A 24,951-nucleotide genomic window follows, 5' to 3' on the forward strand; every position below is an offset into this window, starting at 1 on the left:
AGCCGGGCGTCTGGGTCATGCCGGTAAAGCTCAGGACTGGCTGGACGGCGGCGTGACCGGTGCAGCTGCCGGAGCCGGTGCCGCGGGTGCGGCCGGCGCAACGCTCGGAGCCGGAGCGGCACTGGCGGCCGGAGTGGCTGCCGGGGTCGGGCTCGCAGCCGGAGCGGCGGGCTTGGCTGCCTTGGGCGCGGCGGGCTTCTTCGCTGCCGGTTTCTTCGCGGCGGCGGGTTTCGCCGCTGCAGGCTTGGCAGCGGGCTTGGCGGCAGCGGCCGGCTTGGCAGCAGCTTTCGCGGCGGGCTTGGCAGCAGCAGCCTTGGCAGCCGGTTTGGCAGCCGCAACCTTGGCGGCGGGCTTCGCGGCGGCCTTGGCAGCCGGTTTGGCGGCAGCCTTGGCCGCAGGCTTGACCGACTTGGCCGACACACCGGTGAGTTTCTCGATCTGCTTGGTCAGGGCATCGACCTTGCCTTGCAGGTCCTTCACCTCACTGCGGCTGGGCACGCCGAGACGGGAAATGGCGCTGTTCAGGCGTTTGTCGAACGCCTCTTCCAGCTCGCCCCACTTGCCGATCGCCTTGCCCTTGACCTCTTCGACCTTGGATTTGGCCGAACCCACGCGGGAGTCGACCCGCGACTTGACCGCCTCGACCTGCTTGTCCACCTCGGTCTTGGCCTGCTTCTCGGCCTTCTCGCCATCCTTTACCAGCGTGTCGAACAGCTTGGAGCCGTCGTTGCTGATCTTCGAGTAGGCCCCCAAGCCAGCCAGCCAGATCTGGCGCGAGTATTTCTCGATCTCGCCGATCCAGGAGTTGGTGTCTTTATCGGTTTTCTTCTTGCCAGCCATCCTGCTCTCCTTATTTGGTTCGCGCGACGTGCTCGAGCAACGCGCTCAGCTCATCAAGCTTAGCAGAGAGTGCCTCAACATCCTGCCGGGAGGGAATACCGATGCGGTTGAGAGCACTGGCCACACGGTTGTCGAAGGCTTTCTCGATCTTGTCGAGCTGCAGCTCGACCTTTTCCTTCACGCCGGTGACGCTGCTCTTCACGCTGTCGAACTGGCTGTTGGCGGCCTCGACCTGCTCGTCCACCAGTTTCTTGCCCTGCTTCTCGACGCCTTCGCCGGTCTTCACCAGCTCCTTGAAGTAATCGACACCCTCGGCACCGGCCTTGGCGTAGGCCCCCAGGCCGGCGAGCCAGATCTTGCGGGCGTAGACTTTGACGTCAGCGAGGACGGTGGACTTGCTTTCTACTTTCTCGACTTTCTTCTTGACGGCTACTTTGGCCATGGCGCACCTCACGCGGAAAGTTGGATGACTCGCCCTTTTTCAGGGCTTGAGCGCAAGGTAACGAGGAAAATTAGAAACCGCATACTAGCGATGGCGCGGTCATGCTCGGACCGTAGGTTGGTGCCGAGCGCAGCGAGGCCCAACAAGGGCAGGCGCATCGGAAATGCTGGGCTTCGCAAGCTCGGCGCCAACCTACACAGGTATCATTCCCGGCGAGCCTGGCCCCGAATCACACCAGGTACTCGTCCAGCGCCTTCTCGATCTCGCGCCTGATCATGCCGCCCATGGCCGACAGCAACAGGCCCAGCCTGACCTCCACACGCACCTTGTCGGCACCCACCTCGATCTGGCCATCGGCACCGCTGCGCTTGAACTCCAGGGTGTCGCCGCGCCACTGGTAACGCACGTCGTACTCGCGCGCCAGGCGTTCGGCCAGCTTCTCGGCCTTCTCACGCACGGCCTCGTGGCTCAGGGTGTGCGAACGTTCGACATGGATACGGGACATGGACTGCTCCTGCTGCGACCTTTGGTCGCGCGACTATACCAGCCCCCGCGAGCCCTCGCCGCGTCCGGCGTCCACCGTTGCCAAGACAAAGCCGGACGCCGGCATTAGAATGGCCGCCATTCAATTCCGGTGGCAGCGACATGAACGACCCGCGCAAAGGCAACGACGCCGAACCCACGACCCACTTCGGTTACCAGCAGGTCCCCGAGAGCCAGAAGGCCGACAAGGTCGCCGAGGTGTTCCACTCGGTGGCGGCCAAGTACGACCTGATGAACGACCTGATGTCCGGCGGCGTCCACCGCCTGTGGAAGCGCTTCACCATCGAGCTGTCCGGCGTGCGCCCGGGCAACCGGGTGCTGGACATCGCCGGCGGCACGGGCGATCTCACCCGCCAGTTCTCGCGCCTGGTGGGCATGACCGGAGAAGTGGTGCTGGCGGACATCAATGCTTCCATGCTCAAGGTCGGCCGCGACAAGCTGCTGGACAGCGGCGTGGCCGGCAACGTCAGCTTCGTCCAGGCCGACGCCGAGAAGCTGCCCTTCCCCGACAACCACTTCGACGTGGTCACCATCGCCTTCGGCCTGCGCAACGTCACCCACAAGGAGGACGCCCTGCGCTCCATGCTGCGGGTGCTCAAGCCGGGTGGCCGCCTGCTGGTGCTGGAGTTCTCCAAGCCCACCAGCGGCCTGCTGTCCAAGGCCTACGACGCCTACTCCTTCAGCCTGCTGCCGCTGATGGGCAAGCTGATCACCAACGACGCCGACAGCTACCGCTACCTGGCCGAGTCGATCCGCATGCACCCGGACCAGGAAACCCTCAAGGCGATGATGGCCGAGGCCGGATTCGAGCGGGTCACCTACCACAACATGACCGGCGGCATCGTCGCCCTGCACCGCGGCATCAAGCCCTGATGCTGACCCAGGCGCTGCTCGCCGGCATCGAGCTCGGCCTCAATCGGGTGCTGTCCCTGGACAGCACCGCGTTGCCGCGCATGGCCGCCCTGGAAGGCAGCGTCATCGAGGTCGACTGCCAGAGCCCGGCGCTGAAGCTGTTCCTGCTCCCCGGCGGCGATGGCCTGAAACTCGCCGCCCACTGGTCCGCCCCCGCCGACTGCCGCCTGAGCGCACCGGCCGGCAGCCTGCTGAAACTGGCCACAACCCGGGAGAAGACCGCCGTGCTGCACGGCCCGGAAGTCGCCCTGGACGGCGACAGCGCCGTATTGCTGGAGTTGGCGGCCGTCCTCCAGGACCTGGAACTGGACTGGGAATACGAACTGTCGCGCTGGCTCGGCCCGGTGGGCACCCAGCTGCTCGCCGGCCACCTGAAGAGCCGCACAGGCTGGGCCGGGCAAGGCCTGGACAGCCTGCGGCAGAACCTCGCCGACTACCTGGCCGAAGAGTCGCGCACCCTGGTGGGCCGCCGCGAAGCCGACGCGCGCTTCGCCGAACTGGACCGCCTCAAGCTCGCCCTCGACCGTCTCGAGGCCCGCGCCGAGCGTCTGAACCAGAGAACCAAGTCCAACGCATGAAGCTGCTCGCCGCCCGCCGCCTGCTGCGCATCCAGCAGGTCGTCATCCGCTACCGCCTCGATGACCTGCTGCTCGAACTGCCGCTGCCCTGGTGGCTGCGTGCGCTGAGCTACGCCCTGCCCTGGCGCTGGCTGCCGCGCCGGGAACTGACCCTGTCCCGCGGCGAGCGCCTGCGCCTGGCCCTGGAAGACCTGGGCCCGATCTTCATCAAGTTCGGCCAGCTGCTCTCCACCCGCCGGGACCTGATGCCGCCGGACATCGCCGACGAGCTCGCGCGCCTGCAGGACCGGGTACCGCCCTTCGCCCCGGAAAAGGCCGTGGCGCGCATCGAGGATCAGCTCGGCGCCAAGGTCAGCGAGGTCTTCGCCCGCTTCGACGTCGAACCGCTCGCCTCGGCCTCGGTGGCCCAGGTGCACGCCGCCCAGCTGAAGAGCGGCGAGGAAGTGGTGGTCAAGGTGATCCGCCCCAACCTGCGACCGATCATCCGCCAGGACCTCGCCTGGCTGTTCACCCTCGCCCGCCTGGCCGAACGCGTCTCCGCCGACGCCCGCCGCCTGCGCCCAGTGGAGGTGGTGGACGACTACGAGAAGACCATCTACGACGAACTCGACCTGCTGCGCGAGGCGGCCAACGCCAGCCAGCTCAAGCGCAACTTCGACGGCTCGCCGCTGCTCTACGTGCCCCAGGTCTACTGGGACTGGTGCCGCCCGAAGGTACTGGTGATGGAGCGCATCTACGGCATCCCGGTGACCGACCTGGCCACCCTCGCCGACCAGCGCACCGACATGAAGCTGCTGGCCGAGCGCGGCGTGGAGATCTTCTTCACCCAGGTGTTCCGCGACAGCTTCTTCCACGCCGACATGCACCCGGGCAACATCTTCGTCGCCACCCGCCAGCCCTGGAACCCGCAGTACATCGCCATCGACTGCGGCATCATCGGCAGCCTCACCCCCGAGGACCAGGACTACCTGGCGCGCAACCTGATCGCCTTCTTCAAGCGCGACTACCGCCGCGTGGCCCAGTTGCACATCGATTCGGGCTGGGTGCCCCCGGAAACCAAGGTCAACGATTTCGAAGCGGCCATCCGCACCGTCTGCGAGCCCATCTTCGAGAAACCCCTGAAGGACATCTCCTTCGGCCAGCTGCTGCTGCGCCTGTTCCAGACCGCCCGCCGCTTCAACATGGAAGTCCAGCCGCAGCTGGTACTGCTGCAGAAGACCCTGCTGAACATCGAAGGGCTCGGCCGCCAGCTCTATCCCGACCTGGACCTCTGGACCACCGCCCAGCCCTTCCTCGAGCGCTGGATGCGCGAGCGCGTCAGCCCCCTGCAGCTGCTGCGCAACCTGCAGCAACAGGCCGAGCAGGTGCCACATCTCTCGCAGATGGCCCGCGATACCTTGGAACGCCTGGCGCTGCCCGCCGCCGCCCCGCAGAAGGCCGAGAAACAGGCCGGCGCCCACTGGCCCGCGCGCCTGCTCGGCGCCCTGCTGGTCGCCGGTGCCGCCACCCAGGGCCTGGCGCCCACGGCCGAAACCTGGCCGAGCTGGCTGATGCTGGCCGGTGGTCTCTATCTGGTGCTGCGCCGATAGCCAGCCCGCAGTGGCGCTGGCACACTATTTCGATCTGAGCGCTGGCCCCGAGTGGCCAGCCCCGCTGTGGAAGAGACGATGAAAGACTGGCTGGAAGAGATCAACTGGAATGCCGAGGGCCTGGTGCCGGCGATCGCCCAGGACCACAAGACGGGCCGGGTGCTGATGATGGCCTGGATGAATCGCGAAGCCCTCGCCCTCACCGTCGCCGAGCACCGCGCCATCTACTGGTCACGCTCCCGTGGCAAGTTGTGGCGCAAGGGCGAGGAATCCGGCCACGTGCAGCGCCTCCACGAACTGCGCCTGGACTGCGACGCCGACGTCGTCATCCTGCTGGTCGAACAGCTGGGCGGCATCGCCTGTCATACTGGACGCGAAAGCTGCTTCTACCGCGTTTTCGAAGACGGCGGCTGGAAGACCGTCGACCCCGTGCTCAAGGACCCGCATGCCATCTATGCCGCAGGACACAGCCATGAGTGATACCCTCGCCCGCCTGGCCGAGGTGCTGGAAGAGCGCAAGAACGCCGCGCCCGACAGTTCCTATGTCGCCAGCCTGTACCACAAGGGCCTGAACAAGATCCTGGAGAAGGTCGGCGAAGAAGCGGTGGAAACCATCCTCGCCGCCAAGGACGCCGCCACCAGCGGCGATGCCAGCGACCTGATCTACGAAACCGCCGACCTCTGGTTCCACAGCCTGGTCATGCTCGCCGCCCTTGGCCAGCACCCCCAGGCCGTGCTGGATGAACTGGACCGTCGCTTCGGCCTGTCCGGGCACGCCGAGAAGGCAGCCCGCCAGCCCTCCGCCTGACAAAGACAATCAAGAGGAACACACCATGGGCATCTTCGACTGGAAACACTGGCTGGTCATTCTCATCGTCGTCGTGCTGGTCTTTGGCACCAAGCGCCTGAAAACCCTCGGCTCCGACGTCGGCGACGCCATCAAGGGCTTCCGCAAGGCCATGAACACCGAAGAAGGTGACAAGGCTCCCGAGCAGAACAACGCCCAGCAACCCGGCGCCGCTCCCCTGAACCAGGCCCAGACCATCGAGGGCCAGGCGCAGAAGGTGCAGGACCCGGTGACCCGCAAGGACTGATGCCCCATGTTCGGTATCAGCTTCGGTGAACTGCTGCTGATCGGCCTGATCGCGCTGCTGGTGCTCGGGCCCGAGCGGCTGCCGGGCGCTGCGCGCACCGCCGGCCTGTGGATCGGCCGCCTGAAGCGCAGCTTCAACGCGATCAAGACCGAGGTCGAGCGCGAGATAGGCGCCGACGAAATCCGTCGCCAGCTGCATAACGAACACATCATGGCGCTGGAAAAGCAGATCAAGGAGAGCATCGTGCCTCCGGCTGCCACTACTACGCCCGAGTCCGAGCCTGAAGCCGCCCCGGTAGCGCCGCCCGCCGTGGCAGCGGCCCCTGCTGCGGGCTCGCCTGCCACCAGCACGCCCGGCCAGGCCACCCAGCCCGGACCGCAGCCCGCAGCGGCCCAGTCGCCCGCCCCCGCAGCGAGCAACCCGGCAGCTCCCACAGCGCCCCAGGCCCCCGTCGAACCGCAACAGCCGTCCCGCATCCCATGAGCGACCAGAAGCCGGAACAGGACCAGGAAATGCCCCTGGTCTCGCACCTCACCGAACTGCGCACGCGCCTGTTGCGCTGCGTGGCGGCGATCTTCGTCATCTTCGCCGGCCTGTTCTACTTCGCCCAGAAGATCTACACCCTGGTCTCGGCGCCGCTGCGCCAGTACCTGCCGGAAGGCGCCACCATGATCGCCACCGATGTGGCCTCGCCCTTCCTCACCCCCTTCAAGCTGACCATGGTGGTGGCGCTATTCCTCGCCATGCCGGTGATCCTGCACCAGGTCTGGGGTTTCATCGCACCCGGCCTGTACAAGCACGAGAAGCGCATCGCCCTGCCGCTGCTGGTGTCGAGCATCGTGCTGTTCTACGGTGGCATGGCCTTCGCCTACTTCCTGGTGTTCCCGCTGATCTTCCACTTCTTCGCCAGCGTGACCCCCGAAGGGGTGGCGATGATGACCGACATCAGCAGCTACCTCGACTTCGTGATGACGCTGTTCTTCGCCTTCGGGGTGGCCTTCGAGATCCCCGTGGCCGTGGTGCTGCTGATCTGGATTGGCGTGGTGGACGTGGCCTACCTCAAGCGCATCCGCCCCTATGTGATCATCGGCTGCTTCGTGGTGGGCATGATCCTGACCCCGCCGGACATCTTCTCCCAGACCCTGCTGGCCGTGCCCATGTGGTTGCTGTTCGAGGTCGGCGTGTTCTGCGGCGGCCTGATCCGCAAGCGCGGTGACCACCCGGACGATGACGCCGAAGAGCCCGGCGACCAGCCGCCCGCCACCCGCCCGTGAACCTGCTCCTTCTCGAAGACGCCGACTTCGTCGCGGCGGACCGGGCACGCCTCGAAGGCCGGCGCCTGAAACACCTGCATGAAGTCCACCGCGCCGAAGAGGGCGACAGCCTGAGGGTCGGCCGCCTCGGTGGACTCATGGGCCAGGGCCGTCTGCTGCGCCTGGAAGCGGACTGCGCGGAACTGGAGGTCAGCTTCGACCAGCCGCCGCCGGCCAAGCTGCCCATTACCCTGCTGCTCGCCCTGCCGCGGCCGAAGATGCTCCGCCGCGTACTGCAGACGGTCGCCTCCATGGGTGTGCCGCGCCTGGTGCTGCTGAACAGCTACCGGGTGGAGAAGAGCTTCTGGCAAACCCCCTTCCTCGAGCCCGCGGCCATCCGCGAGCAGCTGATCCTCGGCCTGGAGCAGGCCCGGGACACGGTCCTGCCCGAGGTGGTCATCGAAAAGCGCTTCAAGCCCTTCGTCGAGGACCGCCTGCCACAACTGGCCGCCGACACCCTGGGCCTGGTGGGCCATCCGGGCGATTTTCCGCCCTGCCCCCGCGCAGTGAACGAGCCCATCACCCTGGCCATCGGCCCGGAAGGCGGCTGGATTCCCTACGAGGTGGAAAAGCTCCGGGAGGCCGGCCTGCAGCCGGTGCAGCTCGGGGAACGCATCCTGCGAGTCGAGACGGCGGTCACCGCCCTGCTCGCCCGGCTGTTCTGAATGACGAGGCTGGCGTAGGCTGGCAGCATCCTTAGTCATCGAGACTTCCCATGCGCCCGCTGACCATCGACCTCGACCAGTTGGCCTTCGCCCTCAACACCGAAGGCCTGGACCATTACCTCGACCTCTTGAGCGGCAAGGTGCTGCTGATCCCCGAAGAAGACGCCGACCCCGAACTCGAAGCCCTGCTGCGCGCCGAGCCTGAACGCTTCCTGCTGGTGGAGCCCCTGGGCCAGGGCGAGGAGCTGCGGCTGATGCAGGAGTTCCTCGTCGAGGTGGTCCACCCCCACGCCTATTCCGCCCTGCAGCAGGCCCTGGCGGGCCGCAAGCCGGTGCGCAGCTTCCGCCATGTGCTGATGGAATACCCCGTCCTGCTGGAAGCCTGGCACCAGTACGAGGCCGCCCGCCTGCGCGAGCTGGCCCAGGACTGGCTGGAGGAGAATGAACTGCAGCCGGCGACGCCCCTGCATTGAGGCGCCTCATTCCCCTACAAGGAAGCCGCACCGGCGCTGTAGGGGGATAGCGCTTTTCTATCCACCTTCCGTCGGCGGATCGGTGAAGCGTGATCCACCCTACTGCTGAACTCCGCAGTCAGAGCACCTGCCGCAGAAAGCTCTGCGCGCGCGGGTCCCGGGGCTGGGCGAAGAACTGCGCCGGCGGCGCGTCCTCCAGCAGCTTGCCGTGGTCGAAGAACAGCACCCGGTCGGCCACTTCGCGGGCAAAACCCATCTCGTGGGTGACGCAGACCATGGTCATGCCTTCCTGGGCCAGCTGCTTCATCACGTCCAGCACCTCGCCGACCATTTCCGGGTCCAGCGCCGAGGTGGGTTCGTCGAACAGCATCACCTTGGGCTCCATGCACAGGGCACGGGCGATGGCCACGCGCTGCTGCTGGCCGCCGGACAGGCGCGAGGGGTATTCGTTGGCCTTCTGCGCGATGCCGACCTTGGCCAGCAGTGCCTGGGCCTTGGCCTCGCGCTCGGCCTTGCCGCGCTTGCGCACGATCTTCTGCGCCAGGCAAAGGTTCTCCAGCACGGTCATGTGCGGGAACAGGTTGAAGTGCTGGAACACCATGCCCACTTCGCGACGGTAGGCGTTCACATCGGTCTTCGGGTCGGCGAGGTCGACGCCGTCGATGCTCACCGAGCCCGAATCCAGTTCCTCCAGGCCGTTCAGGCAGCGCAGGAAGGTGGACTTGCCGGAGCCCGAAGGCCCGATCACCACCACCACTTCGCCACGCTTGACCTGCGTGGTGACGTTATCCACGGCACGCACTTCATGGCCGCGGGCTTCAAAGACTTTCACCAGGTTACGGACTTCAATCACTTTTCCCGAGCCTCCGCTCCAGACGGCTGGCGAATTGCGACAGCGGCAGGTTGATGACGAGGTAGAGCGCGGCGACGCAGAACCAGATCTCGAAGGTGGAGAAGGAGGTGGTGATCGCCTCGCGGCCGCTCTTGGTCAGTTCGGTGATGGCGATCACCGAGACCAGCGAGGTGTCCTTGACCAGGCTGATGAACTGCCCGGCCAGCGGCGGCAGTACGCGCTTGAACGCCTGGGGCAGGATCACATGGCGCATGGACTGACCTGCGGTCAGGCCGAGGGAGCGCGCCGCCTCGTTCTGCCCACGGGCGATGGACTGCACGCCGGCACGGACGATTTCGCCCACGTAGGCGCCGGTGAACAGGGCCAGTGCCGCCACCCCGGCGAATTCGCGGGAGAGGTCCAGCACGGTGCCGATGAAGAAGTAGAAGATGAAGATCTGCACCAGCAGCGGCGTGCCGCGCACCAGCTCGACATAGACGGTGGACAGGTCGCGCAGGGTGGGGTTGTTCGACAGCCGGCAGAGGCCGGTGAACAGGCCGATCAGCAGGCCGAAGGCACCGGACACCACGGATATCCACAGGGTGGTCCAGAGCCCCCAGAGCAACGGGCCGGCCGCCCAGTGGCGGGTTACGCCGACCAGGTCGCCTTCGGAAACATCGTCGCCCTGGCTCACCTGGAGGCTGTCGCGGTCCACTTCCAGCACCTGCTCCTCGCCGCCCTCGGCGGTCAGGGTCACGCGGGCGCTGTCGCCGGCGTCGGCGATGGCCGTGACGGTGCCGTAGTCGGCGGCGCGCTGGCCTTCCTCGGCCTGGTAGGCGAAGTACTGGGGTACCCGGTTCCAGCGCCATTCGTAGGAAATCAGTGAAGTGGAGTACCAGAGGCCCCAGCCCATCAGGACCAGGGTAAGCCCGGTCAGGATGTGCCAGGGCCAGGTGCGGCGATGTTTTCTAATCACGGGAAATCTCGCTCATGGCGGGGGACAAAAGGCAGGCCCGGCCTTGTGGGCCGGGCCTGTCGCTGCCAGCTGGGGCCTTGGGGCCGCCGCCGGGCTTATTCCATCTCTTTCAGCCAGTCGGTCTTCTTGAACCACTTGGCGTGGATGCGATCGTAGGTGCCGTCCTGCTTGATCTGGTGCAGGTAGTTATTGATCCAGTTGAGGCTGTCGTAGTCGCCCTTCTTCAGGCCGAAGGCCAGGGGCTCGTAGGTGAAGGGCTGCTCCAGGAACACCAGCTTGCCGGCGCCGGCCTTGTTCACCGCCACCACGTTGTAGGGCGCGTCGTAGATGAAGGCATCGGCCTTGCCGTTGACCACGTCCATCACCGCTTCCTGCTCGTTGTCGAAGCCGTGGTACTGGGCCTTGGAGATCAGCTTCTTGGCGACCATCTCGCCGGTGGTGCCGATCTTCGAGGTGATGCGGTACTTGGCATCGTTCAGGTCCTTGTAGGACTTGATCTCGCCTTGCAGCTCCTTGCGGACCAGCAGGGTCTGGCCGACCACGATGAAGGGCTCGGAGAAGTTGATGCGCAGGTTGCGCTCCTGGGTCAGGGTCATGCCGGAGCCGATCATGTCGAACTTGTCGGTCAGCAGCGCCGGGATGATGCCGTCGTAGCTGGTGGACACCAGCTCCAGCTTGACGCCCATGGACTTGGCCATGGCCTTCAGCAGGTCGACTTCGAAGCCGATGATCTCACCGCGCTTGTTGGTCATCTCGAAGGGCATGTAGGTCGGGTCCATGCCGACGCGCAGGGTGCCGCGCTTGACGGCGTCATCGACCATGCCGGCGTGGGCCAGGCCGGTCAGGGCGCAGGCGGAGAACAGCAGTGACGCGAGAAACTTTTTCATTCTTTCTCCTAATGGGGCAGCTCGTTGTTCTTCTTCAAGCCCACGGATGACGGGGCATGGCGCGCATGCTAACCGTCATCTTCGTGGATGGCGAGTCGCAAAGAAGCAGAGATCGGGCCCGCTCAGCTTTCGAGCAGGAAGGTGACCGGCCCGTCGTTGACCAGGTGCACCTGCATCTTGGCGCCGAAGCGCCCGGTGGCCACCTGCGGGTGCTTGAGCCGGGCCTGGCGCACCAGATAGTCGAACAGTTCCTCGCCCCGGGCCGGCGGCGCGGCGGTGGAGAAACTCGGACGCAGGCCGCTGTTGGTGTCGGCGGCCAGGGTGAACTGGGAAACCAGCAGCAGGCCGCCGCCGACGGCGCCCAGGGACAGGTTCATCTTGCCCTCGGCATCGGCGAAGACCCGGTAGTTGACCAGCTTGTGCAACAGTTTGTCGGCGCTGGCCTCGGTGTCCTGGGGCTCTACCCCCACCAGCACCAGCAGGCCCTGGTCGATGGAGCCGACCACTTCGCCATCCACCTCGACGCGGGCCGCGCTGACCCGCTGCAGCAGCCCCTTCATCAGGCGTCCTCTTCCGGCGGCATGTCCAGCAGGCGGCGCGCCATCTGGTAGGTCGCCCTCACCAGGGCGTCGGTGATGCCGGCCTCGGAGGCGGCGTGGCCGGCGTCCCGGACGATCTGCAGCTCGCTGTTGGGCCAGGCCTTGTGCAGCGCCCAGGCGTTGTCCAGGGGACAGATGGCGTCGTAACGGCCATGCACTATGACCCCCGGCAGGTGGGCGATGCGCGGCATGTCGCGGAGCAGCTGGTTGGGCTCCAGGAAGGCGTTGTTGACGAAGTAGTGACACTCGATGCGGGCGATTGACAGGGCGCGCATCGGCTCGCTGAAGCGCTCCACTACCGGCGCGCTGGGGCGCAGGGTGGCGGTACGGCCTTCCCAGGTGGACCAGGCCTTGGCGGTGTGCATCTGGGCGATCTGGTCCGGGCCGGTCAGGCGCTTGTGGTAGGCGTGCATCAGGTCACCGTGCTCCTCCGCCGGAATGGGCGCCAGGTAGTCCTCCCAGTAGTCCGGGAACAGCCGGCTGCAACCTTCCTGGTAGAACCAGTGGAAGTCCTCCGGACGGCACAGGAAGATGCCCCGCAGGATCAGGCCGAGCACTCGCTCCGGGTGGGTCTGGGCGTAGGCCAGCGACAGGGTGGAGCCCCAGGAGCCGCCGAACAGCACCCACTTCTCGATGCCCAGGTGCTCGCGGATGCGTTCCAGGTCGGCCACCAGGTCCCAGGTGGTGTTCTTTTCCAGGCTCGCATGGGGCGTGGAACGACCGCAGCCGCGCTGGTCGAAGGTGACTATGCGGTACAGGTTGGGGTCGAAGAAGCGCCGGCTCATGGCGTCGCAGCCGGCCCCGGGGCCGCCGTGGATGAACACCACTGGCAAACCTTCCGGCGTGCCGCTTTCATCCACATAGAGCACGTGCGGCGCGTCCACCGCCAGCTCATGCCGGGCATGGGGTTTTATCTCCGGATACAAAGTCTGCATGCTGGGCTCCCTGATCTGTGCGAAAGGTCGACCCCTGGACGAGTCCGGCCTTCTAACCTGCCGGGAATCATAACGAGGAAAAAGGAGTTCAGCATGCTACTCGGGAAGTTCGCGCTGCCGACGCTCTGCGTTCTGGCAATGCTAGCCGGTTGTGGCCGCAGCGACCCGGCTGCGGAGTTGGATGCGGCGGTGCAGCGACTGCAGGACAACCTCGAGGCCAAGCGAACCAGCTCGGTACTGGAGCAGTTGCACCCGCAGTTCGTCGCCCAGCAGCAGAACGACCGCGACTGGGCCCGTCGCACCATGGCCCTGCTGTTCATGCGCCACAAGAACGTCGGCGTGCTCGCCCTGGCCAAGGCCAGCCGGCTGGACCCGACCTACCGGGAGAAGGGCTACACCGAGGCCCAGGTCGCCCTCACCGGCGCCGAGGGCCTGATCCCCGACAGCGCCCGCCACTACGGGGTGAAACTGGAATGGTGGCTGGACGACGGCGAGTGGAAGCTCGCCAGGCTGGACTGGCAATGAGCGCGCCGCTGACCCACCGCATCCGCGCCGCCGGCCTGCTGGTGCATGAGGAGCGCATCCTGCTGGTCAAGCATGTGGTGGGCGACGACACCTACTGGATACCGCCGGGCGGCGGCTTCGAGTCGCAGAGCGACGAGTCGACCTGCGACACGGTGCGCCGCGAGTTCATGGAGGAGACCGGGCTGGAGGTGGAGGTCGGCCCCCTGGTCTACGTCCGCGAGTTCGCCGAACCGGCCATGGGCCGTTTCCACATGGAGCTGTTCTACCGGATCGACGCCTGGCGCGGCGAACTCAGCCTGGCCAACCTCAATGGCCTGGGCGGCGATGAGTTCGAGATCCGCGAGCTGGCCTGGGTCGGCCGCGACGAACTGGCCACCCTGCCCTTCTACCCGGCCGAACTGCTGGATGATGTCTGGGAACGGGTGGCAGCCAAGGTGGTGGTGATCCGCCACCTCGGCCTGCAGCGCTAGAGGCCCCGCGCGTGGATCTGTACCCTGCGCGCCGCGGGACAGCGTGGCGCCGATGAAAGAGCCCTTGGCTATGGTCGCAATCAGTTCTTGATCTGGAGTACCTGGCCAACGGGACTAGCCTTGAGGGTTTGGGGGCTTCCACTTTCGCGAGGACGGTCGCCATGGACCCTGACCTGCTGGAAACCGACTATCTGGTGATCGGCGCGGGCGCCGCGGCCATGGCGTTCGTCGATACCTTGCTCAGCGAGTCGGACACCGCCACCGTGCTGATGGTGGACCGGCACGCACAACCCGGCGGCCACTGGAACGACGCCTACCCCTTCGTGCGACTTCACCAGCCCTCGGCCTGGTACGGGGTCAATTCCCGCGAACTGGGCAGCGGCGGGAAGGACAGCTCCCCCCTGGGGGACAACCTCTACGAACTGGCTTCCGGCGCGGAAATCCTCAGCTACTACGAGCAGGTGATGAACCAGCGTTTCCTCCCGTCGGGCCGCGTGCGCTACCACCCCATGTGCGACTACGTCGGGGACCGTTCATCGGAGCATCGCTTCGTCTCCCTGCTCAGTGGCCGGGAGTACCGGGTGCGGGTGCGGCGCAAGCTGGTGGACGCCACCCACGCCCAGACCCAGGTGCCCTCCACCCATCCGCCGAAATACCGGGTCGCAACCGGGGTGACCTGCATACCGCCCAACGAGCTGCCGCGAATCCGCCAGCCGATGCCGGCTTACACGGTGGTGGGCTCGGGCAAGACCGGCATGGACAGCTGCCTGTGGTTGCTGCAGAACGGCGTGTCGCCGGAATCGATCCGCTGGATCATGCCCAACGACCCCTGGCTCACGGATCGCGCCACCCTGCAGCCCGGCCTGGAAAATTTCGAGCGGACCATCCGCAGCTTCACCGCCCAGTATGCGTCCATCGCCTCCGCTACCTCCCCGGCCGACCTGTTCGACCGGCTCGAACAGTCCGGCCAGCTGATGCGCATCGACCCGGCGATCACGCCGACGGCCTATCGGGGGGCTATCGTCTCGCGGGCCGAGCTGGCCGCCCTGCGCAGCATTCGCCACAAGGTCCGCCTGGGCCACGTGCGGGCGATCGAGCCGGAGCGGGTCGAGCTTGACCGGGGCAGTCTCGCGGTGCCCCCGGGGACCCTGCACGTGGACTGCAGCGCCAACGGCATCCCCGGGTGGCAGCCGGTGCGGGCCTTCGACGGCAACCGGATCAACCTGACGCTGGTCAGCAACAACCAGCCGGTCTTTTCCGCAGCCCTGACCGCCTATGTCGAGTGCCACCTCACCGACGAGGACGAGAAGAACGCCTACTGCGGGCCGGTTCCCCTGCCCCGGGTCCCCGAAGACTGGATCAGGATCTGGGCAAGCTTCATGGGCAACCTGCTGCGCTGGCGCGGCGATCCGGCACTGGCCCAGTGGCTGGGCAGATCGCGCCTGTTCCTGACCAGCGTGGTCGTGCGCGACGTACCGGCGGAGGACACGGCGCGCCACGCCCTGCTGCATGAACTGGGCGCTGCCAGGCAGCAGGCGGCGGCGAACCTGCCGAAGCTGATGGCGGCGCTCGCCTGAGCGGATGGCCCGGGCGTGCGCCACCTGCTCGATGGCGCCGGTCACTGGCTGCAGCAGGAGCACACAGCTGAGGTCAATGAACGGCTGGTGGACTTCCTCGACGGGCTCTGACCAGCAGCGGCACCCGCCGCCTCAACGGCGCGCGTCACTTGCCGTAACGCCGGCGCCCCCACTCCAGCATCGCCTGCAACAGGTTGCGCAGGACCGCCTGGGTCGGCACGGCCAGATCCTCGCGGTAGTCGAAGGGCACCTGCTCGTCCATGTAGGTGCACTGCGCCAGCTCCAGCTGCACGGCGTGGATATGCTGGTCCGGCTGGCCGTAGTGACGGGTGATGTGGCCGCCCTTGAAGCGGCCGTTGAGCACATGGCTGTAGTCCGGCGCCTTGGCGCAGACCGCCAGCAGGGCCTCGGCCAGGCCCGGATCGCAGCTGGCACCGGCATTGGTGCCGAGGTTGAAGTCCGGCAGGCGGCCGTCGAACAGGCGCGGGATGAAGGAGCGGATGGAGTGGGCGTCGAACAGCAGCGCATAGCCGAATTCGGCCTTCATCCGCGCCAGTTCGTCGGTGATGGTCCGGTGATAGGGCGTCCAGATCTCCGCCAGGTAACGCGCCCGCTCCGCCGCCGAGGGCTCCTCGCCTTCGCGATAGAGCGGCTCGCCGTCGAACAGGGTGGCCGGGTAGAGGCCGGTGGTGGCGGTCGCGTAGAGCGGCTTGTCATCGGCCGGGCGGTTCAGGTCGATGACGTAGCGCGAGTACTGCGCCGCCAGGGTGCTCGCCCCCAGTTCGACGGCGAAGTCGTAGAGGCGCGGGATGTGCCAGTCGGTATCGGTGAGGTCCCAGCCGGCCTCCACCATGCCGGCTTCCACCGCCGGGGTCAGGCGGGTGCCGGGGTGCGGCATGCTGATCAGCAGCGGCAGCTTGCCGCGGCTGAAGCAGAGAACGTTATCCACAGTCGATCTCCTGTCCGTGTCGAATCACCCGTTTGGGCAGGTCGCCGCCCAGCCAGTAGGCCAGTTCCGCCGGGCGCTGGATGTCCCAGGCGATGAAGTCAGCCATCTTGCCCACTTCCAGGCTGCCATGGCTGTCGGCCAGGCCCAGGGCCCTGGCGGCATTCAGGGTGGCACCGGCCAGCGCTTCTTCCGGGGTCAGGCGGAAGGAGGTGCAGGCCATGTTCAGCATCATGCGCAGCGACAGCGCAGGCGAAGTGCCGGGGTTGAGGTCGGTGGACACCGCCATGGCCACGCCGTGCTTGCGCAGCGCCTCGATGGGCGGCAGCTGGGTCTCCCGCAGCAGGTAGAAGGCGCCGGGCAGCAGCACGGCGACCGTCCCGGCGGCGGCCATGGCTATGGCGTCGTCCTCGGTCATGTATTCCAGGTGGTCCGCCGACAGCGCCTGGTAGCGCGCGGCCAGGCTCGATCCGTGCAGGGAGGAGAGCTGCTCGGCATGCAGCTTCACCGGCAGGCCCAGCTCCCTCGCCACCTTGAACACCCGCTCCACCTGGGCCGGGGAAAAGGCCAGGTGCTCGCAGAAGGCGTCCACAGCGTCCACCAGCCCTTCGCCGGCGAGAGTCGGCAGTATCTCGTTGCAGACGAGGTCGATGTAGTCGTCGGCGCGGCCGGCATACTCCGGCGGCAGGGCGTGGGCCGCCAGGCAGGTGGCGCGCACCGTGATCGGCAGGGTCTCGCCCAGGCGGCGGGCGACCCGCAGCATCTTGCGTTCGCTGGCCAGGTCCAGGCCGTAGCCGGACTTCACTTCCAGGGTGGTGACGCCATCGCGCAGCAGCTGGCGGGCGCGACGGGTGGCGCTCTCCAGCAATTCGTCCTCGCTGGCTTCGCGGGTGGCGCGCACCGTGCTGGCGATGCCACCGCCCTGGGCGGCGATCTCGGCGTAGCTGACGCCTTCCAGGCGCTGCTCGAATTCGCCGCTGCGGTCGCCGCCGAACACCAGGTGGGTGTGGCAGTCGACCAGCCCCGGGGTGAGCCAGGCGCCTTCGAGGTCGACCTCCACGTCATAGGGAATGGACGGCAGCGCCTCGCGCGGGCCTATCCATTCGATGCGGCCGGCGTAGGTGACCAGCACCGCGTCTTCGATGATCGAGTACTTGCCGCCCTGCATGGTGGCGGCGTGGCAGTTGTGCCAGAGGTGTTTCATTGCAGTCCTCCAATGCGCGCGGCGATCCCCTCCAGCGCGGAGCGGTCACGCAGGAGCTCCGCGGCGCGGGCGATGTCCGGCGCCAGCCAGCGATCCTGGTCATAGGCCGGCACCGATTCGCGCAGGGCTTCCCAGGCGGCGCCGGTGCCCGCGCCGAAATGCCCGGGCTTGTGGAACTCGAAGGCCTGGGCCGCCAGCAGGTATTCGATGGCGAGGATGCGGGTGCAGTTTTCCAGCGCCTTGCCCAGCTTGAGCGCGGCACTGGTGCCGAGGCTCAGGTGGTCTTCCTGCAGGCCCGAGGTGACGAAGTTGTCCACCACCGCCGGATGCGCCAGCTGGCGGTTCTCGCCGGCCAGGGCCGCGGCCACGTACTGCGCGATCATCATCCCCGAGTTGACCCCGGGCTGGCTCACCAGGAAGGCTGGCAGGCCGCTGACCAGCGGGTTGACCAGGCGATCCAGGCGCCGTTCGGCGATGCCGCCCAGTTCAGCCACGGCAATGGCCAGCAGGTCCGCCGCCATGGCTACCGACTCGCCATGGGGGTTCGCCTGGGATACCACCTTGTAGGCGTCGGGCGTGCCCAGCAGCAGCGGGTTGTCGTTGGCCGAGGCCAGTTCGGTGTCCACCTGGCGCGCGGCATGGGCGAACTGGTCACGGCAGGCGCCATGCACCTGGGGAATCGAGCGGATGCTCAGGGCGTCCTGGGTGCGGATGCCCCGGCTGGCGGCAACCACCTCGCTGCCGGCGAGCAAGGCCAGCAGGTTGGCGCCCACCACCTGCATGCCGGGGTGCGGCTTGAGGGCGATGATGTCCGGGTCGAAGGCGGCGATCTGCCCGCGCAGGGCCTCGAAACTCATGGCGCCGATCACGTCGGCCCAGCGCATCAGGCGCTCGGCGTCATCCAGCGCCAGGCAGGTCAGGCCGGTCATGCACGGCAGGCCGTTGACCAGGCAGAGCCCGTCCTTGGCCCCCAGCCGCACCGGCTCCAGCCCTTCGGCCGCCAGCGCCTCGGCGGCGGGTACCACCTGGCCGCGATAGCTGACCTCGCCGACGCCGAGCAGGGTGATGCCGACATGGGCCATATGGGTCAGGTAGCCCACCGACCCCTGGGAGGGCACTTGTGGGGTGATTCCACGGTTCAGCAGTGCCAGCAGCGCCTCGACCACCTGCCTCTGCAGGCCGGAGCGGCCGTGGCTGTAGTTGGCGATGGCGCAGCAGATGATGGCGCGGGTCCGATCGACGGCCAGCACCGGGCCAACGCCGCAGGCGTGGCTGAGCAGCGTGTTGCGCGACAGCGCGGCGAACTGTTCGGCGTTCAGCACCACCTCGCTCAGGGCGCCAAGGCCGGTGCTGATGCCGTAGGCACGCTCGCCACGCTCGACAATGCGCTCGACGATGCCGCGGGCATTGTCGATGCGCGCCCAGGCCGCTTGCGTCAGTTCCAGACACGCGCCATGCCGGGCCACCGCCACCACCTGGCGCCAGGTCAGCGGCGTATCGCCCAGCAGGACTTTCTCGGGTAACGACATCTGGGCTGTTCCTTACAGATTGGCCACGCGGCGCTGGACGAAGCGATCGACGTAGTCGTCCGCCGGCTGGTGGAGGATTTCCTTCGGCGTGCCGACCTGGATCAGCTGGCCGTCCTTGAGGATGGCGATGCGGTTGCCGATGCGTACCGCTTCGTCCAGGTCATGGGTGATGAAGACGATGGTCTTCTGCAGGGTTTTCTGCAGCTCCAGCAGCTGTTCCTGCATGTCGGCACGGATCAGCGGGTCGAGGGCGCTGAAGGCCTCGTCCATGAGGATGACGTCGGTGTCCGAGGCCAGCGCCCGGGCCAGGCCGACGCGCTGGCGCATGCCGCCGGAGAGCTGGTGCGGATAGGACTTCTCGTAGCCTTTCAGGCCCACGGTGGTGATCCAGTGCTGGGCGCGTTCCAGGCAATAGGCCTTGGTCTCGCCACGCACCTTGAGGCCGTAGGCGACGTTATCCAGCACGGTCTTGTGCGGCAGCAGGCCGAAGCTCTGGAACACCATGCTGATCTTCCGGCGGCGGAATTGCTGCAGCTCTTCCAGGTCGTACTGCAGGATGTCCTCGCCATCCACCAGGATCTGCCCGCTGGTGGGGTCGATCAGGCGGTTGAAGTGGCGCACCAGGGTGGACTTGCCGGAGCCGGACAGGCCCATGATCACGAAGATCTCGCCGGCACCGATGGACAGCGACAGGTCGTTGACCCCGACCACGCAGCCGGTATTGGCCAGCACATCGGCCTTGCTCTTGCCCTGTTGGATCAGCGCCAGGGCTTCGTCGGCGCGCTGGCCGAAGATCTTGAATACATTCTTGACGACAATCTTGCTCATGTTCTCGCCACTCAATTGCTGGCTACGTGCCGCGAACGGCCGTAAGCCTGGGTGATGCGGTCGAAGACCACGGCCAGGATGACGATGGCCAGGCCCGCTTCGAGGCCCTTGCCGACGTTGAGGGTCTGGATACCCACCAACACGTCCTCGCCGAGGCCGCGGGCGCCGATCATCGAGGCGATCACCACCATCGACAGCGCCATCATGGTGGTCTGGTTGATCCCCGCCATGATGCTCGCCAGCGCCAGCGGCAGCTGCACGCCGAACAGCTGTTGCCAACGGTTGGCGCCGAAGGCGTTGACCGCTTCCATCACCTCCTTGTCCACCTGGCGGATGCCGAGGTCGGTGAGGCGGATCAGCGGCGGCGCGGCGTAGATCACGGTGGCGAAGATGGCCGGCACCTTGCCCAGGCCGAAGAGCATCAGCACCGGGATCAGGTACACGAAGCTGGGCATGGTCTGCATGATGTCCAGCAGCGGCATCAGCACCCCGCGCAGGCGGTCGCTGCGGGCAGCGAGGATGCCCAGGGGAATGCCGATCAGCACCGAGATGAAGGTGGCCACCAGCATCAGCGCGACGGTCTGCATCAGCTTGTCCCAGAGCCCCACGGCGCCCACCAGGAACAGCAGCCCGGTGATCACCACCGTCGGCAGAATGCGCCGGGTGGCGTGCCAGGAAATCCCGGCGACCACGATCAGCACCAGCCACCAGGGCGTGGCGCGCAGGATCCCTTCCAGGTAGACGATGGCCCAGAGCAGGGTATCGGAGATGTGGCGGAACACATCGCCATAGTTGGTCACCAGGCTGTCTACCCAGCCATTGACCCAGTCAGCGATGGAGAAGGTGAAGCGTTCGGGGAACATAGCTCGCTCCGGTCATGTGGGAGGCCTTCTCCACCCGGGGAGAAGGCCGGTATCAGGGTTCGCCCGAAGCCTCAGAGGGCGGCTTCGATCTTCTTCGCCGCATCCTCGCTGACCCAGGCGTGCCACACCTCCGGGTGCTCCTTGAGGAAGACCTTGGCGAGATCCGCCGAGTCCATCTTCTCCTTGGCCATCTTCGCCAGGTTCTGGTTCAGCAGGTCGATCGGCAGGTTGACCTTGTTCAGTACCGCCACCAGTTCCGGGGCTTCGTCATGGAAGGTCTTGGACAGGCCGACCTGGATGGTCACGCTCTTGTCCACGCCGGGCTTTTCCTCCAGCTTCACCAGGTCGGCCTGGCCCATCAGCGGTGTCGGCGACCAGTAATAGAAAAGGATAGGCTCGCCACGGCGATAGCTCGACAGCACGGCCGCATCCAGGGCCGGGCCGGTGCCGGGACGGAAGTTGGTGAACTTCTCTTCCAGGCCGTAGCTCTTGAGCATCTCGCTGTTGTCCAGTTCGCAGGTCCAGCCGGCCGGGCAGTTGTAGAAGCGTCCCTTGCCCGGCTCCTCCGGGTCGCGGAACAGCTCGGCGTACTGGCCGAGATCAGCGATCGCCTTGAGCTGCGGGGCCTTCGCCTCGATGCCACGCTTGGCGTCGCCCTCGATCACGTAGCGCGGCACGTACCAGCCTTCGGTGGCGCCGACGATCGGCGCCCCCACGCCCACCACCTTGCCGGCGGCGGCAGCCTTGTTCCAGGCATCGCTGCGGCCGATCCACTCTTCGGCGAAGATCTGGATGTCATTGTTGCCCAGGGCCTGCTCCATGGTGATGGAGTTGCCCGGCAGGCTGTCGGTCTCGCAGCCGTAGCCGTTCTTCAGGACGAACTGCAGCAGGTCGGTGAGCAACATACCGCTTTCCCAGTTGAGCCCGGCGAACTTCACCGGCTTCCCGGATTCACACCAGCCCGCCGCCTGGGCGGAGGCCGACCCGGCCAGCAGGCCCGCCGCACACATCAGGCCCAACACTCGCTTCTTGAATTGCATGTTCCGACGCTCCTGAAACTTGGTAAGGGTTAAGGCAGTTCGTTCATTTGCGGAAGCCGGTGGTGCCGGCTTCCGCTGCCAATGACTGGCGATTGTTGTTTTCAACGACCGGCCACGACTCGTGATCGTCCCGGGGCCTCATGCAGTTGTTCTACGGTCTTCCTGACCCGAGGCTGGCGTTGTGCGCCCGCCTCTCATTTCAGTACTTCAGATTCACAGGCTCGGCAGCAGCTTCGCCGGCACCAGGGCGTTCAGGCAGCCGCTGGCCAGCAGGGTGCTGGCAGCCTCGATGTCCGGGGCGAAGAAGCGGTCTTCCTGGTAGTAGGGCACCTTGGCGCGCAGTTGGCCGCGGGCCTCTTCCAGCTTCGGCGAGCTCTTCAGGCCTTCGCGGAAGTCCAGGCCCTGGCAGGCGCCCAGCCATTCGATGGCGAGGATGCCGCGCACGTTGTCGGCCATGGCCCAGAGGCGCTTGCCGGCGTTGGGCGCCATGGACACGTGGTCTTCCTGGTTGGCCGAGGTGGGCAGGCTGTCGACGCTGGCCGGGTGGGCCAGGGCCTTGTTGTCGCTGGCCAGGGCGGCGGCGGTGACCTGGGCGATCATGAAGCCGGAGTTGACCCCGCCGTTCTCCACCAGGAAGGGCGGCAGCTGCGACATGTGCATGTCCATCATCAGGGAGATGCGGCGCTCGGACAGCGAGCCGATCTCGGCGATGGCCAGGGCGATATTGTCGGCGGCCATGGCCACCGGCTCGGCGTGGAAGTTGCCGCCGGAGATCACGTCGCCCTCTTCGGCGAACACCAGCGGGTTGTCGGAAACGGCGTTGGACTCGATCTCCAGCACTTCGGCGGCCTGGCGCAGCTGGGTCAGGCAGGCACCCATGACCTGGGGCTGGCAGCGCAGGGAGTACGGGTCCTGCACCTTGTCGCACTTCTCGTGGGAGCGGGCGATCTCGCTGCTGGCGGTGAGCAGGTCGCGGTAGGCGGCAGCCGCGTCGATCTGCCCGCGCTGGCCACGGGCGGCGTGGATGCGCGCATCGAAGGGGGCGCGGGAGCCGAGCATGGCCTCGACGCTGAGGGCACCGCAGACGCTGGCGGCGGCGTACAGGTCCTCGGCCTCGAACAGGCCGCGCAGGGCATAGGCGGTGGACACCTGGGTGCCGTTGAGCAGGGCCAGGCCTTCCTTGGCGGCCAGGGTCAGGGGTTCCAGGCCGGCGACGGCCAGGGCTTCGGTGGCCGGCAGCCACTGGCCCTTGTGGCGCGCCTTGCTCTCGCCGAGCAGCAGCAGGGACATGTGCGCCAGGGGGGCGAGGTCGCCGGAAGCGCCCACCGAGCCCTTGAGCGGAATGTGCGGATAGACCTCGGCGTTGATCAGCGCCACCAGCGCGTCGATCACCTTGCGGCGGATGCCGGAGAAGCCGCGGGCCAGGCTGTTCACCTTGAGCAGCATGATCAGGCGCACCATGGCGTCGTCCAGTGCCTCGCCGACACCGGCGGCGTGGGACAGCACCAGCGAGCGCTGCAGTTTTTCCAGGTCGGCCGGTGCGATGCGGGTCGAGGCCAGCAGGCCGAAACCGGTGTTGATGCCGTAGGCGGTGCGGCCCTCGGCGATGATGCTCTCGACGCAGGCGACGCTGGCGTCGATCGCCTTGCCGGCGCTGGCGTCCAGGGTCAGCTGCAGGGGCTGCTGGTAGGCCTTGCGCAGGTCGGCCAGGGTCAGGTGGCCGGGTTTCAGGTGCAGGTTCATCGAATGTCTCCTTGTCCGCCGCCATCGATTGGCGGCGTTCGTTGCACGTCGGACGCGGCGCCAGCGCCGCGTCCCTTATTGAAAGTTTGGCTCAGGCGCCGTTGGGGGCCTTGTCCAGGTTCAAGGGTTCGGTCGGCAGCACCATGTGCTCGGGCACCGAGCGGGCGGTGCGGCGGGCGACCAGGTAGTAGAGGACGCTGGGCACCACCAGGCCGATGATCCAGGAGATATCCACGCCGCCCAGGTAGTGCACCAGGGGGCCGGTATAGAGCTTGGTGGAGATGAAGGGCATCTGTACCAGCACGCCGATGGTGTAGACGATGATCCCCGGCATGTTCCAGCGGCCGTAGCGGCCGTTCGGATCGGACAGCGCCGGCACGTCGTAACGCTCCCTGGTGATGAAGTAGTAGTCCACCAGGTTCACTGCGCTCCAGGGGGTGAAGAACGCCAGCAGGAACAGGATGAAGGACTTGAACGCGCCCAGGAAGGAGTGCTGGCCCAGCAGCGCGATCAGGGTGGCCGCGCCGACGATGCCGAGCACGAAGACCAGGCGCTGGGTGCGCGATACCTCGATGTGCCCGCGGAAGCCGCTGATGATGGTGGCGATGCACATGAAGCTGCCGTAGGAGTTCAGGGTGGAGATGGTCACCTTGCCGAAGGCGATGCTGAAGTAGAGCAGCGCGGCCGTGGCGCCGGCGCCGCCGAGCCCGACGATGTAGGCGACCTCACGGCCGGCGAACTGACCGTTGGCCATGGCCGCGGCGAACACGCCGAGCACCATCGACACCTGGGCGCCGATCACCGAACCCAGGCCGGCGGCGAGGAAGGTCTTCACCGACGAAGTGCTGCTCGGCAGGTAGCGCGAATAGTCGGCCACATAGGGGCCGTAGGCGATCTGCCAGGACGCCGCCAGCGACACCGCGAGCAGGAAGCTGGACCAGCTGAAATGGCGGTTCTGCAACAGCTCGCCGATGTCGCCCAGGGCCATCACGCGGCTGAACAGGTAGATGAAGGCGATGATCCCGAGCACGCTGGCGATCCGCCCGATCATGTGGATCACCCGGTAGCCGAACACGGTCGACAGGACGATCACGCCGGCGAAGATCAGGATGCCCGCGCTATCGCTGACGCTGAGCAGCTGGCCGATGGCCTGGCCGGAAAGCACGGTGCCGGTGGCGGTGAAGCCGAGGTACATCAGGCACACCAGGACGATCGGGATGGCCGCGCCGTAGACACCGAACTGCACCCGGCTGGAGATCATCTGCGGCAGGCCGAGCTTCGGCCCCTGGGCCGCGTGCAACGCCATCACCGCACCGCCGAACAGTTGGCCGATGAGCAGGCCGATCAGCGACCAGAACACGTCACCGCCCAGCACCACGGCGAGGGCGCCGGTGACGATGGCGGTGATCTGCAGGTTGGCGCCCAGCCACAGGGTGAACTGGCTGTAGAGGCGGCCGTGGCGCTCGGCCTCGGGAATGTAGTCGATCGAGCGGCGCTCGATCAGGGGCTTGGCCGAAGGCTCGTGTGACTGGGTCATGCAACGGTTCT

At 66.9% G+C, this 24,951-nt stretch carries 30 protein-coding genes; 14 read left to right on the forward strand and 16 right to left on the reverse strand.

Going from position 1 to position 24,951, the window contains the following annotated elements; genetic code table 11:
- Positions 1-30 precede the first annotated feature (30 nt).
- From ACFPU0_RS00925 to ACFPU0_RS00935, 3 genes are all read right to left on the reverse strand, one after another.
- Positions 31-840 (reverse strand): phasin family protein, encoded by an 810-nt coding sequence (locus ACFPU0_RS00925; protein ID WP_377690917.1) that lies wholly within the window; start codon positions 838-840, stop codon positions 31-33.
- A 10-nt stretch (positions 841-850) separates the two neighbouring features.
- Complete coding sequence (locus tag ACFPU0_RS00930) at positions 851-1,282, reverse strand: phasin family protein (protein WP_377690918.1); 432 nt, start codon at positions 1,280-1,282, stop codon at positions 851-853.
- Between the two features lie 229 nt (positions 1,283-1,511).
- Positions 1,512-1,787 carry a polyhydroxyalkanoic acid system family protein gene (locus ACFPU0_RS00935; protein ID WP_377690919.1) on the reverse strand — a complete coding sequence of 92 codons (276 nt, stop codon included), beginning with the start codon at positions 1,785-1,787 and terminating at the stop codon, positions 1,512-1,514.
- Positions 1,788-1,927: 140 nt separating this feature from the next.
- On the opposite strand from ACFPU0_RS00935, the gene ubiE reads away from it, so the two are divergent.
- The 10 genes from ubiE to ACFPU0_RS00985 all read left to right on the forward strand — a co-directional run bounded on the left by ubiE (position 1,928) and on the right by ACFPU0_RS00985 (position 8,449).
- Positions 1,928-2,698, forward strand: coding sequence for a bifunctional demethylmenaquinone methyltransferase/2-methoxy-6-polyprenyl-1,4-benzoquinol methylase UbiE (ubiE, locus tag ACFPU0_RS00940; protein ID WP_377690920.1), 771 nt, complete (start codon positions 1,928-1,930; stop codon positions 2,696-2,698).
- On the forward strand, positions 2,698-3,315 hold the full coding sequence (locus ACFPU0_RS00945) for a ubiquinone biosynthesis accessory factor UbiJ (RefSeq protein WP_377690921.1): 618 nt from the start codon (positions 2,698-2,700) through the stop codon (positions 3,313-3,315). Before ubiE ends, ACFPU0_RS00945 begins: the two co-directional genes overlap by 1 nt.
- On the forward strand, positions 3,312-4,904 hold the full coding sequence (gene ubiB / locus ACFPU0_RS00950) for a ubiquinone biosynthesis regulatory protein kinase UbiB (protein ID WP_377690922.1): 1,593 nt from the start codon (positions 3,312-3,314) through the stop codon (positions 4,902-4,904). Before ACFPU0_RS00945 ends, ubiB begins: the two co-directional genes overlap by 4 nt.
- Positions 4,905-4,982: 78 nt before the next feature.
- Complete coding sequence (gene hisI / locus ACFPU0_RS00955; protein ID WP_377690923.1) at positions 4,983-5,384, forward strand: phosphoribosyl-AMP cyclohydrolase; 402 nt, start codon at positions 4,983-4,985, stop codon at positions 5,382-5,384.
- Entirely contained in the window at positions 5,377-5,712 is a 336-nt protein-coding gene (locus ACFPU0_RS00960) for a phosphoribosyl-ATP diphosphatase (protein ID WP_377690924.1), read from the forward strand. The genes hisI and ACFPU0_RS00960 overlap by 8 nt, the downstream gene beginning before the upstream one ends.
- A gap of 25 nt (positions 5,713-5,737) precedes the next feature.
- Entirely contained in the window at positions 5,738-5,998 is a 261-nt protein-coding gene (locus ACFPU0_RS00965) for a twin-arginine translocase TatA/TatE family subunit (protein ID WP_377690925.1), read from the forward strand.
- Positions 5,999-6,004: 6 nt separating this feature from the next.
- Entirely contained in the window at positions 6,005-6,481 is a 477-nt protein-coding gene (gene tatB / locus ACFPU0_RS00970; RefSeq protein WP_377690926.1) for a Sec-independent protein translocase protein TatB, read from the forward strand.
- Entirely contained in the window at positions 6,478-7,272 is a 795-nt protein-coding gene (gene tatC, locus ACFPU0_RS00975; protein ID WP_377690927.1) for a twin-arginine translocase subunit TatC, read from the forward strand. Before tatB ends, tatC begins: the two co-directional genes overlap by 4 nt.
- A complete protein-coding gene (locus tag ACFPU0_RS00980) occupies positions 7,269-7,976 on the forward strand; it encodes a 16S rRNA (uracil(1498)-N(3))-methyltransferase (protein WP_377690928.1) in 708 nt (235 codons plus the stop codon). Before tatC ends, ACFPU0_RS00980 begins: the two co-directional genes overlap by 4 nt.
- 50 nt (positions 7,977-8,026) lie before the next feature.
- A complete protein-coding gene (locus ACFPU0_RS00985) occupies positions 8,027-8,449 on the forward strand; it encodes a UPF0158 family protein (protein WP_377690929.1) in 423 nt (140 codons plus the stop codon).
- A 118-nt stretch (positions 8,450-8,567) separates the two neighbouring features.
- On the opposite strand, the gene ACFPU0_RS00990 is transcribed toward ACFPU0_RS00985, so the two are convergent.
- From ACFPU0_RS00990 to pip, 5 genes are all read right to left on the reverse strand, one after another.
- Entirely contained in the window at positions 8,568-9,302 is a 735-nt protein-coding gene (locus tag ACFPU0_RS00990; RefSeq protein ID WP_377690930.1) for an amino acid ABC transporter ATP-binding protein, read from the reverse strand.
- Positions 9,295-10,194 carry an amino acid ABC transporter permease gene (locus ACFPU0_RS00995; protein ID WP_377691330.1) on the reverse strand — a complete coding sequence of 300 codons (900 nt, stop codon included), beginning with the start codon at positions 10,192-10,194 and terminating at the stop codon, positions 9,295-9,297. The genes ACFPU0_RS00990 and ACFPU0_RS00995 overlap by 8 nt, the downstream gene beginning before the upstream one ends.
- Positions 10,195-10,352: 158 nt before the next feature.
- Positions 10,353-11,144: a transporter substrate-binding domain-containing protein gene (locus ACFPU0_RS01000; RefSeq protein ID WP_377690931.1), complete on the reverse strand. Its 792-nt coding sequence runs from the start codon at positions 11,142-11,144 to the stop codon at positions 10,353-10,355.
- Positions 11,145-11,266: 122 nt separating this feature from the next.
- The gene (gene dtd / locus ACFPU0_RS01005) at positions 11,267-11,704 is read right to left on the reverse strand and encodes a D-aminoacyl-tRNA deacylase (RefSeq protein ID WP_377690932.1); all 438 of its coding nucleotides are present in this window, start codon (positions 11,702-11,704) and stop codon (positions 11,267-11,269) included.
- The gene (pip, locus tag ACFPU0_RS01010; RefSeq protein ID WP_377690933.1) at positions 11,704-12,678 is read right to left on the reverse strand and encodes a prolyl aminopeptidase; all 975 of its coding nucleotides are present in this window, start codon (positions 12,676-12,678) and stop codon (positions 11,704-11,706) included. Before pip ends, dtd begins: the two co-directional genes overlap by 1 nt.
- Positions 12,679-12,771: 93 nt before the next feature.
- On the opposite strand from pip, the gene ACFPU0_RS01015 reads away from it, so the two are divergent.
- From ACFPU0_RS01015 to ACFPU0_RS01030, 4 genes are all read left to right on the forward strand, one after another.
- Entirely contained in the window at positions 12,772-13,203 is a 432-nt protein-coding gene (locus ACFPU0_RS01015; protein WP_377690934.1) for a hypothetical protein, read from the forward strand.
- On the forward strand, positions 13,200-13,673 hold the full coding sequence (locus ACFPU0_RS01020) for an NUDIX domain-containing protein (RefSeq protein ID WP_377690935.1): 474 nt from the start codon (positions 13,200-13,202) through the stop codon (positions 13,671-13,673). Before ACFPU0_RS01015 ends, ACFPU0_RS01020 begins: the two co-directional genes overlap by 4 nt.
- A 161-nt stretch (positions 13,674-13,834) precedes the next feature.
- A complete protein-coding gene (locus ACFPU0_RS01025; RefSeq protein WP_377690936.1) occupies positions 13,835-15,250 on the forward strand; it encodes an NAD(P)/FAD-dependent oxidoreductase in 1,416 nt (471 codons plus the stop codon).
- 15 nt (positions 15,251-15,265) lie between these two features.
- Positions 15,266-15,361 carry an alpha/beta fold hydrolase gene (locus tag ACFPU0_RS01030; protein WP_377690937.1) on the forward strand — a complete coding sequence of 32 codons (96 nt, stop codon included), beginning with the start codon at positions 15,266-15,268 and terminating at the stop codon, positions 15,359-15,361.
- 34 nt (positions 15,362-15,395) lie between these two features.
- Here ACFPU0_RS01030 and hutG read toward each other — a convergent pair whose 3' ends face one another.
- From hutG to ACFPU0_RS01070, 8 genes are all read right to left on the reverse strand, one after another.
- Positions 15,396-16,199: an N-formylglutamate deformylase gene (gene hutG, locus ACFPU0_RS01035; RefSeq protein WP_377690938.1), complete on the reverse strand. Its 804-nt coding sequence runs from the start codon at positions 16,197-16,199 to the stop codon at positions 15,396-15,398.
- Positions 16,192-17,400, reverse strand: coding sequence for an imidazolonepropionase (gene hutI, locus ACFPU0_RS01040; RefSeq protein WP_377690939.1), 1,209 nt, complete (start codon positions 17,398-17,400; stop codon positions 16,192-16,194). Before hutI ends, hutG begins: the two co-directional genes overlap by 8 nt.
- Complete coding sequence (locus ACFPU0_RS01045; protein WP_377690940.1) at positions 17,397-18,929, reverse strand: HAL/PAL/TAL family ammonia-lyase; 1,533 nt, start codon at positions 18,927-18,929, stop codon at positions 17,397-17,399. The genes hutI and ACFPU0_RS01045 overlap by 4 nt, the downstream gene beginning before the upstream one ends.
- A 12-nt stretch (positions 18,930-18,941) precedes the next feature.
- Positions 18,942-19,772, reverse strand: a complete 831-nt coding sequence (locus tag ACFPU0_RS01050; RefSeq protein WP_377690941.1) for a quaternary amine ABC transporter ATP-binding protein — start codon at positions 19,770-19,772, stop codon at positions 18,942-18,944.
- Positions 19,769-20,620 carry an ABC transporter permease gene (locus ACFPU0_RS01055; protein ID WP_377690942.1) on the reverse strand — a complete coding sequence of 284 codons (852 nt, stop codon included), beginning with the start codon at positions 20,618-20,620 and terminating at the stop codon, positions 19,769-19,771. Before ACFPU0_RS01055 ends, ACFPU0_RS01050 begins: the two co-directional genes overlap by 4 nt.
- Positions 20,621-20,691: 71 nt before the next feature.
- A complete protein-coding gene (locus tag ACFPU0_RS01060) occupies positions 20,692-21,660 on the reverse strand; it encodes an ABC transporter substrate-binding protein (RefSeq protein ID WP_377690943.1) in 969 nt (322 codons plus the stop codon).
- 213 nt (positions 21,661-21,873) lie between these two features.
- Positions 21,874-23,403 (reverse strand): histidine ammonia-lyase, encoded by a 1,530-nt coding sequence (hutH, locus tag ACFPU0_RS01065; protein ID WP_377690944.1) that lies wholly within the window; start codon positions 23,401-23,403, stop codon positions 21,874-21,876.
- A gap of 91 nt (positions 23,404-23,494) precedes the next feature.
- Positions 23,495-24,940, reverse strand: a complete 1,446-nt coding sequence (locus ACFPU0_RS01070) for a purine-cytosine permease family protein (protein ID WP_377690945.1) — start codon at positions 24,938-24,940, stop codon at positions 23,495-23,497.
- Positions 24,941-24,951: the final 11 nt, after the last annotated feature.

This window comes from Pseudomonas sp. GCM10022186, assembly GCF_042656385.1.
GTDB lineage: Bacteria > Pseudomonadota > Gammaproteobacteria > Pseudomonadales > Pseudomonadaceae > Metapseudomonas.

Bases quoted from the DNA above. Each gene is read 5' to 3' on its own strand.
- ACFPU0_RS00925 (WP_377690917.1), bottom strand. From the start codon at position 840: ATGGCTGGCAAGAAGAAAACCGATAAAGACACCAACTCCTGGATCGGC.
- ACFPU0_RS00930 (WP_377690918.1), bottom strand. From the start codon at position 1,282: ATGGCCAAAGTAGCCGTCAAGAAGAAAGTCGAGAAAGTAGAAAGCAAG.
- ACFPU0_RS00935 (WP_377690919.1), bottom strand. From the start codon at position 1,787: ATGTCCCGTATCCATGTCGAACGTTCGCACACCCTGAGCCACGAGGCC.
- ubiE (WP_377690920.1), top strand. From the start codon at position 1,928: ATGAACGACCCGCGCAAAGGCAACGACGCCGAACCCACGACCCACTTC.
- ACFPU0_RS00945 (WP_377690921.1), top strand. From the start codon at position 2,698: ATGCTGACCCAGGCGCTGCTCGCCGGCATCGAGCTCGGCCTCAATCGG.
- ubiB (WP_377690922.1), top strand. From the start codon at position 3,312: ATGAAGCTGCTCGCCGCCCGCCGCCTGCTGCGCATCCAGCAGGTCGTC.
- hisI (WP_377690923.1), top strand. From the start codon at position 4,983: ATGAAAGACTGGCTGGAAGAGATCAACTGGAATGCCGAGGGCCTGGTG.
- ACFPU0_RS00960 (WP_377690924.1), top strand. From the start codon at position 5,377: ATGAGTGATACCCTCGCCCGCCTGGCCGAGGTGCTGGAAGAGCGCAAG.
- ACFPU0_RS00965 (WP_377690925.1), top strand. From the start codon at position 5,738: ATGGGCATCTTCGACTGGAAACACTGGCTGGTCATTCTCATCGTCGTC.
- tatB (WP_377690926.1), top strand. From the start codon at position 6,005: ATGTTCGGTATCAGCTTCGGTGAACTGCTGCTGATCGGCCTGATCGCG.
- tatC (WP_377690927.1), top strand. From the start codon at position 6,478: ATGAGCGACCAGAAGCCGGAACAGGACCAGGAAATGCCCCTGGTCTCG.
- ACFPU0_RS00985 (WP_377690929.1), top strand. From the start codon at position 8,027: ATGCGCCCGCTGACCATCGACCTCGACCAGTTGGCCTTCGCCCTCAAC.
- ACFPU0_RS00995 (WP_377691330.1), bottom strand. From the start codon at position 10,194: ATGGGCTGGGGCCTCTGGTACTCCACTTCACTGATTTCCTACGAATGG.
- ACFPU0_RS01000 (WP_377690931.1), bottom strand. From the start codon at position 11,144: ATGAAAAAGTTTCTCGCGTCACTGCTGTTCTCCGCCTGCGCCCTGACC.
- dtd (WP_377690932.1), bottom strand. From the start codon at position 11,704: ATGAAGGGGCTGCTGCAGCGGGTCAGCGCGGCCCGCGTCGAGGTGGAT.
- pip (WP_377690933.1), bottom strand. From the start codon at position 12,678: ATGCAGACTTTGTATCCGGAGATAAAACCCCATGCCCGGCATGAGCTG.
- ACFPU0_RS01015 (WP_377690934.1), top strand. From the start codon at position 12,772: ATGCTACTCGGGAAGTTCGCGCTGCCGACGCTCTGCGTTCTGGCAATG.
- ACFPU0_RS01020 (WP_377690935.1), top strand. From the start codon at position 13,200: ATGAGCGCGCCGCTGACCCACCGCATCCGCGCCGCCGGCCTGCTGGTG.
- ACFPU0_RS01025 (WP_377690936.1), top strand. From the start codon at position 13,835: ATGGACCCTGACCTGCTGGAAACCGACTATCTGGTGATCGGCGCGGGC.
- hutI (WP_377690939.1), bottom strand. From the start codon at position 17,400: ATGAAACACCTCTGGCACAACTGCCACGCCGCCACCATGCAGGGCGGC.
- ACFPU0_RS01045 (WP_377690940.1), bottom strand. From the start codon at position 18,929: ATGTCGTTACCCGAGAAAGTCCTGCTGGGCGATACGCCGCTGACCTGG.
- ACFPU0_RS01055 (WP_377690942.1), bottom strand. From the start codon at position 20,620: ATGTTCCCCGAACGCTTCACCTTCTCCATCGCTGACTGGGTCAATGGC.
- ACFPU0_RS01060 (WP_377690943.1), bottom strand. From the start codon at position 21,660: ATGCAATTCAAGAAGCGAGTGTTGGGCCTGATGTGTGCGGCGGGCCTG.
- hutH (WP_377690944.1), bottom strand. From the start codon at position 23,403: ATGAACCTGCACCTGAAACCCGGCCACCTGACCCTGGCCGACCTGCGC.
- ACFPU0_RS01070 (WP_377690945.1), bottom strand. From the start codon at position 24,940: ATGACCCAGTCACACGAGCCTTCGGCCAAGCCCCTGATCGAGCGCCGC.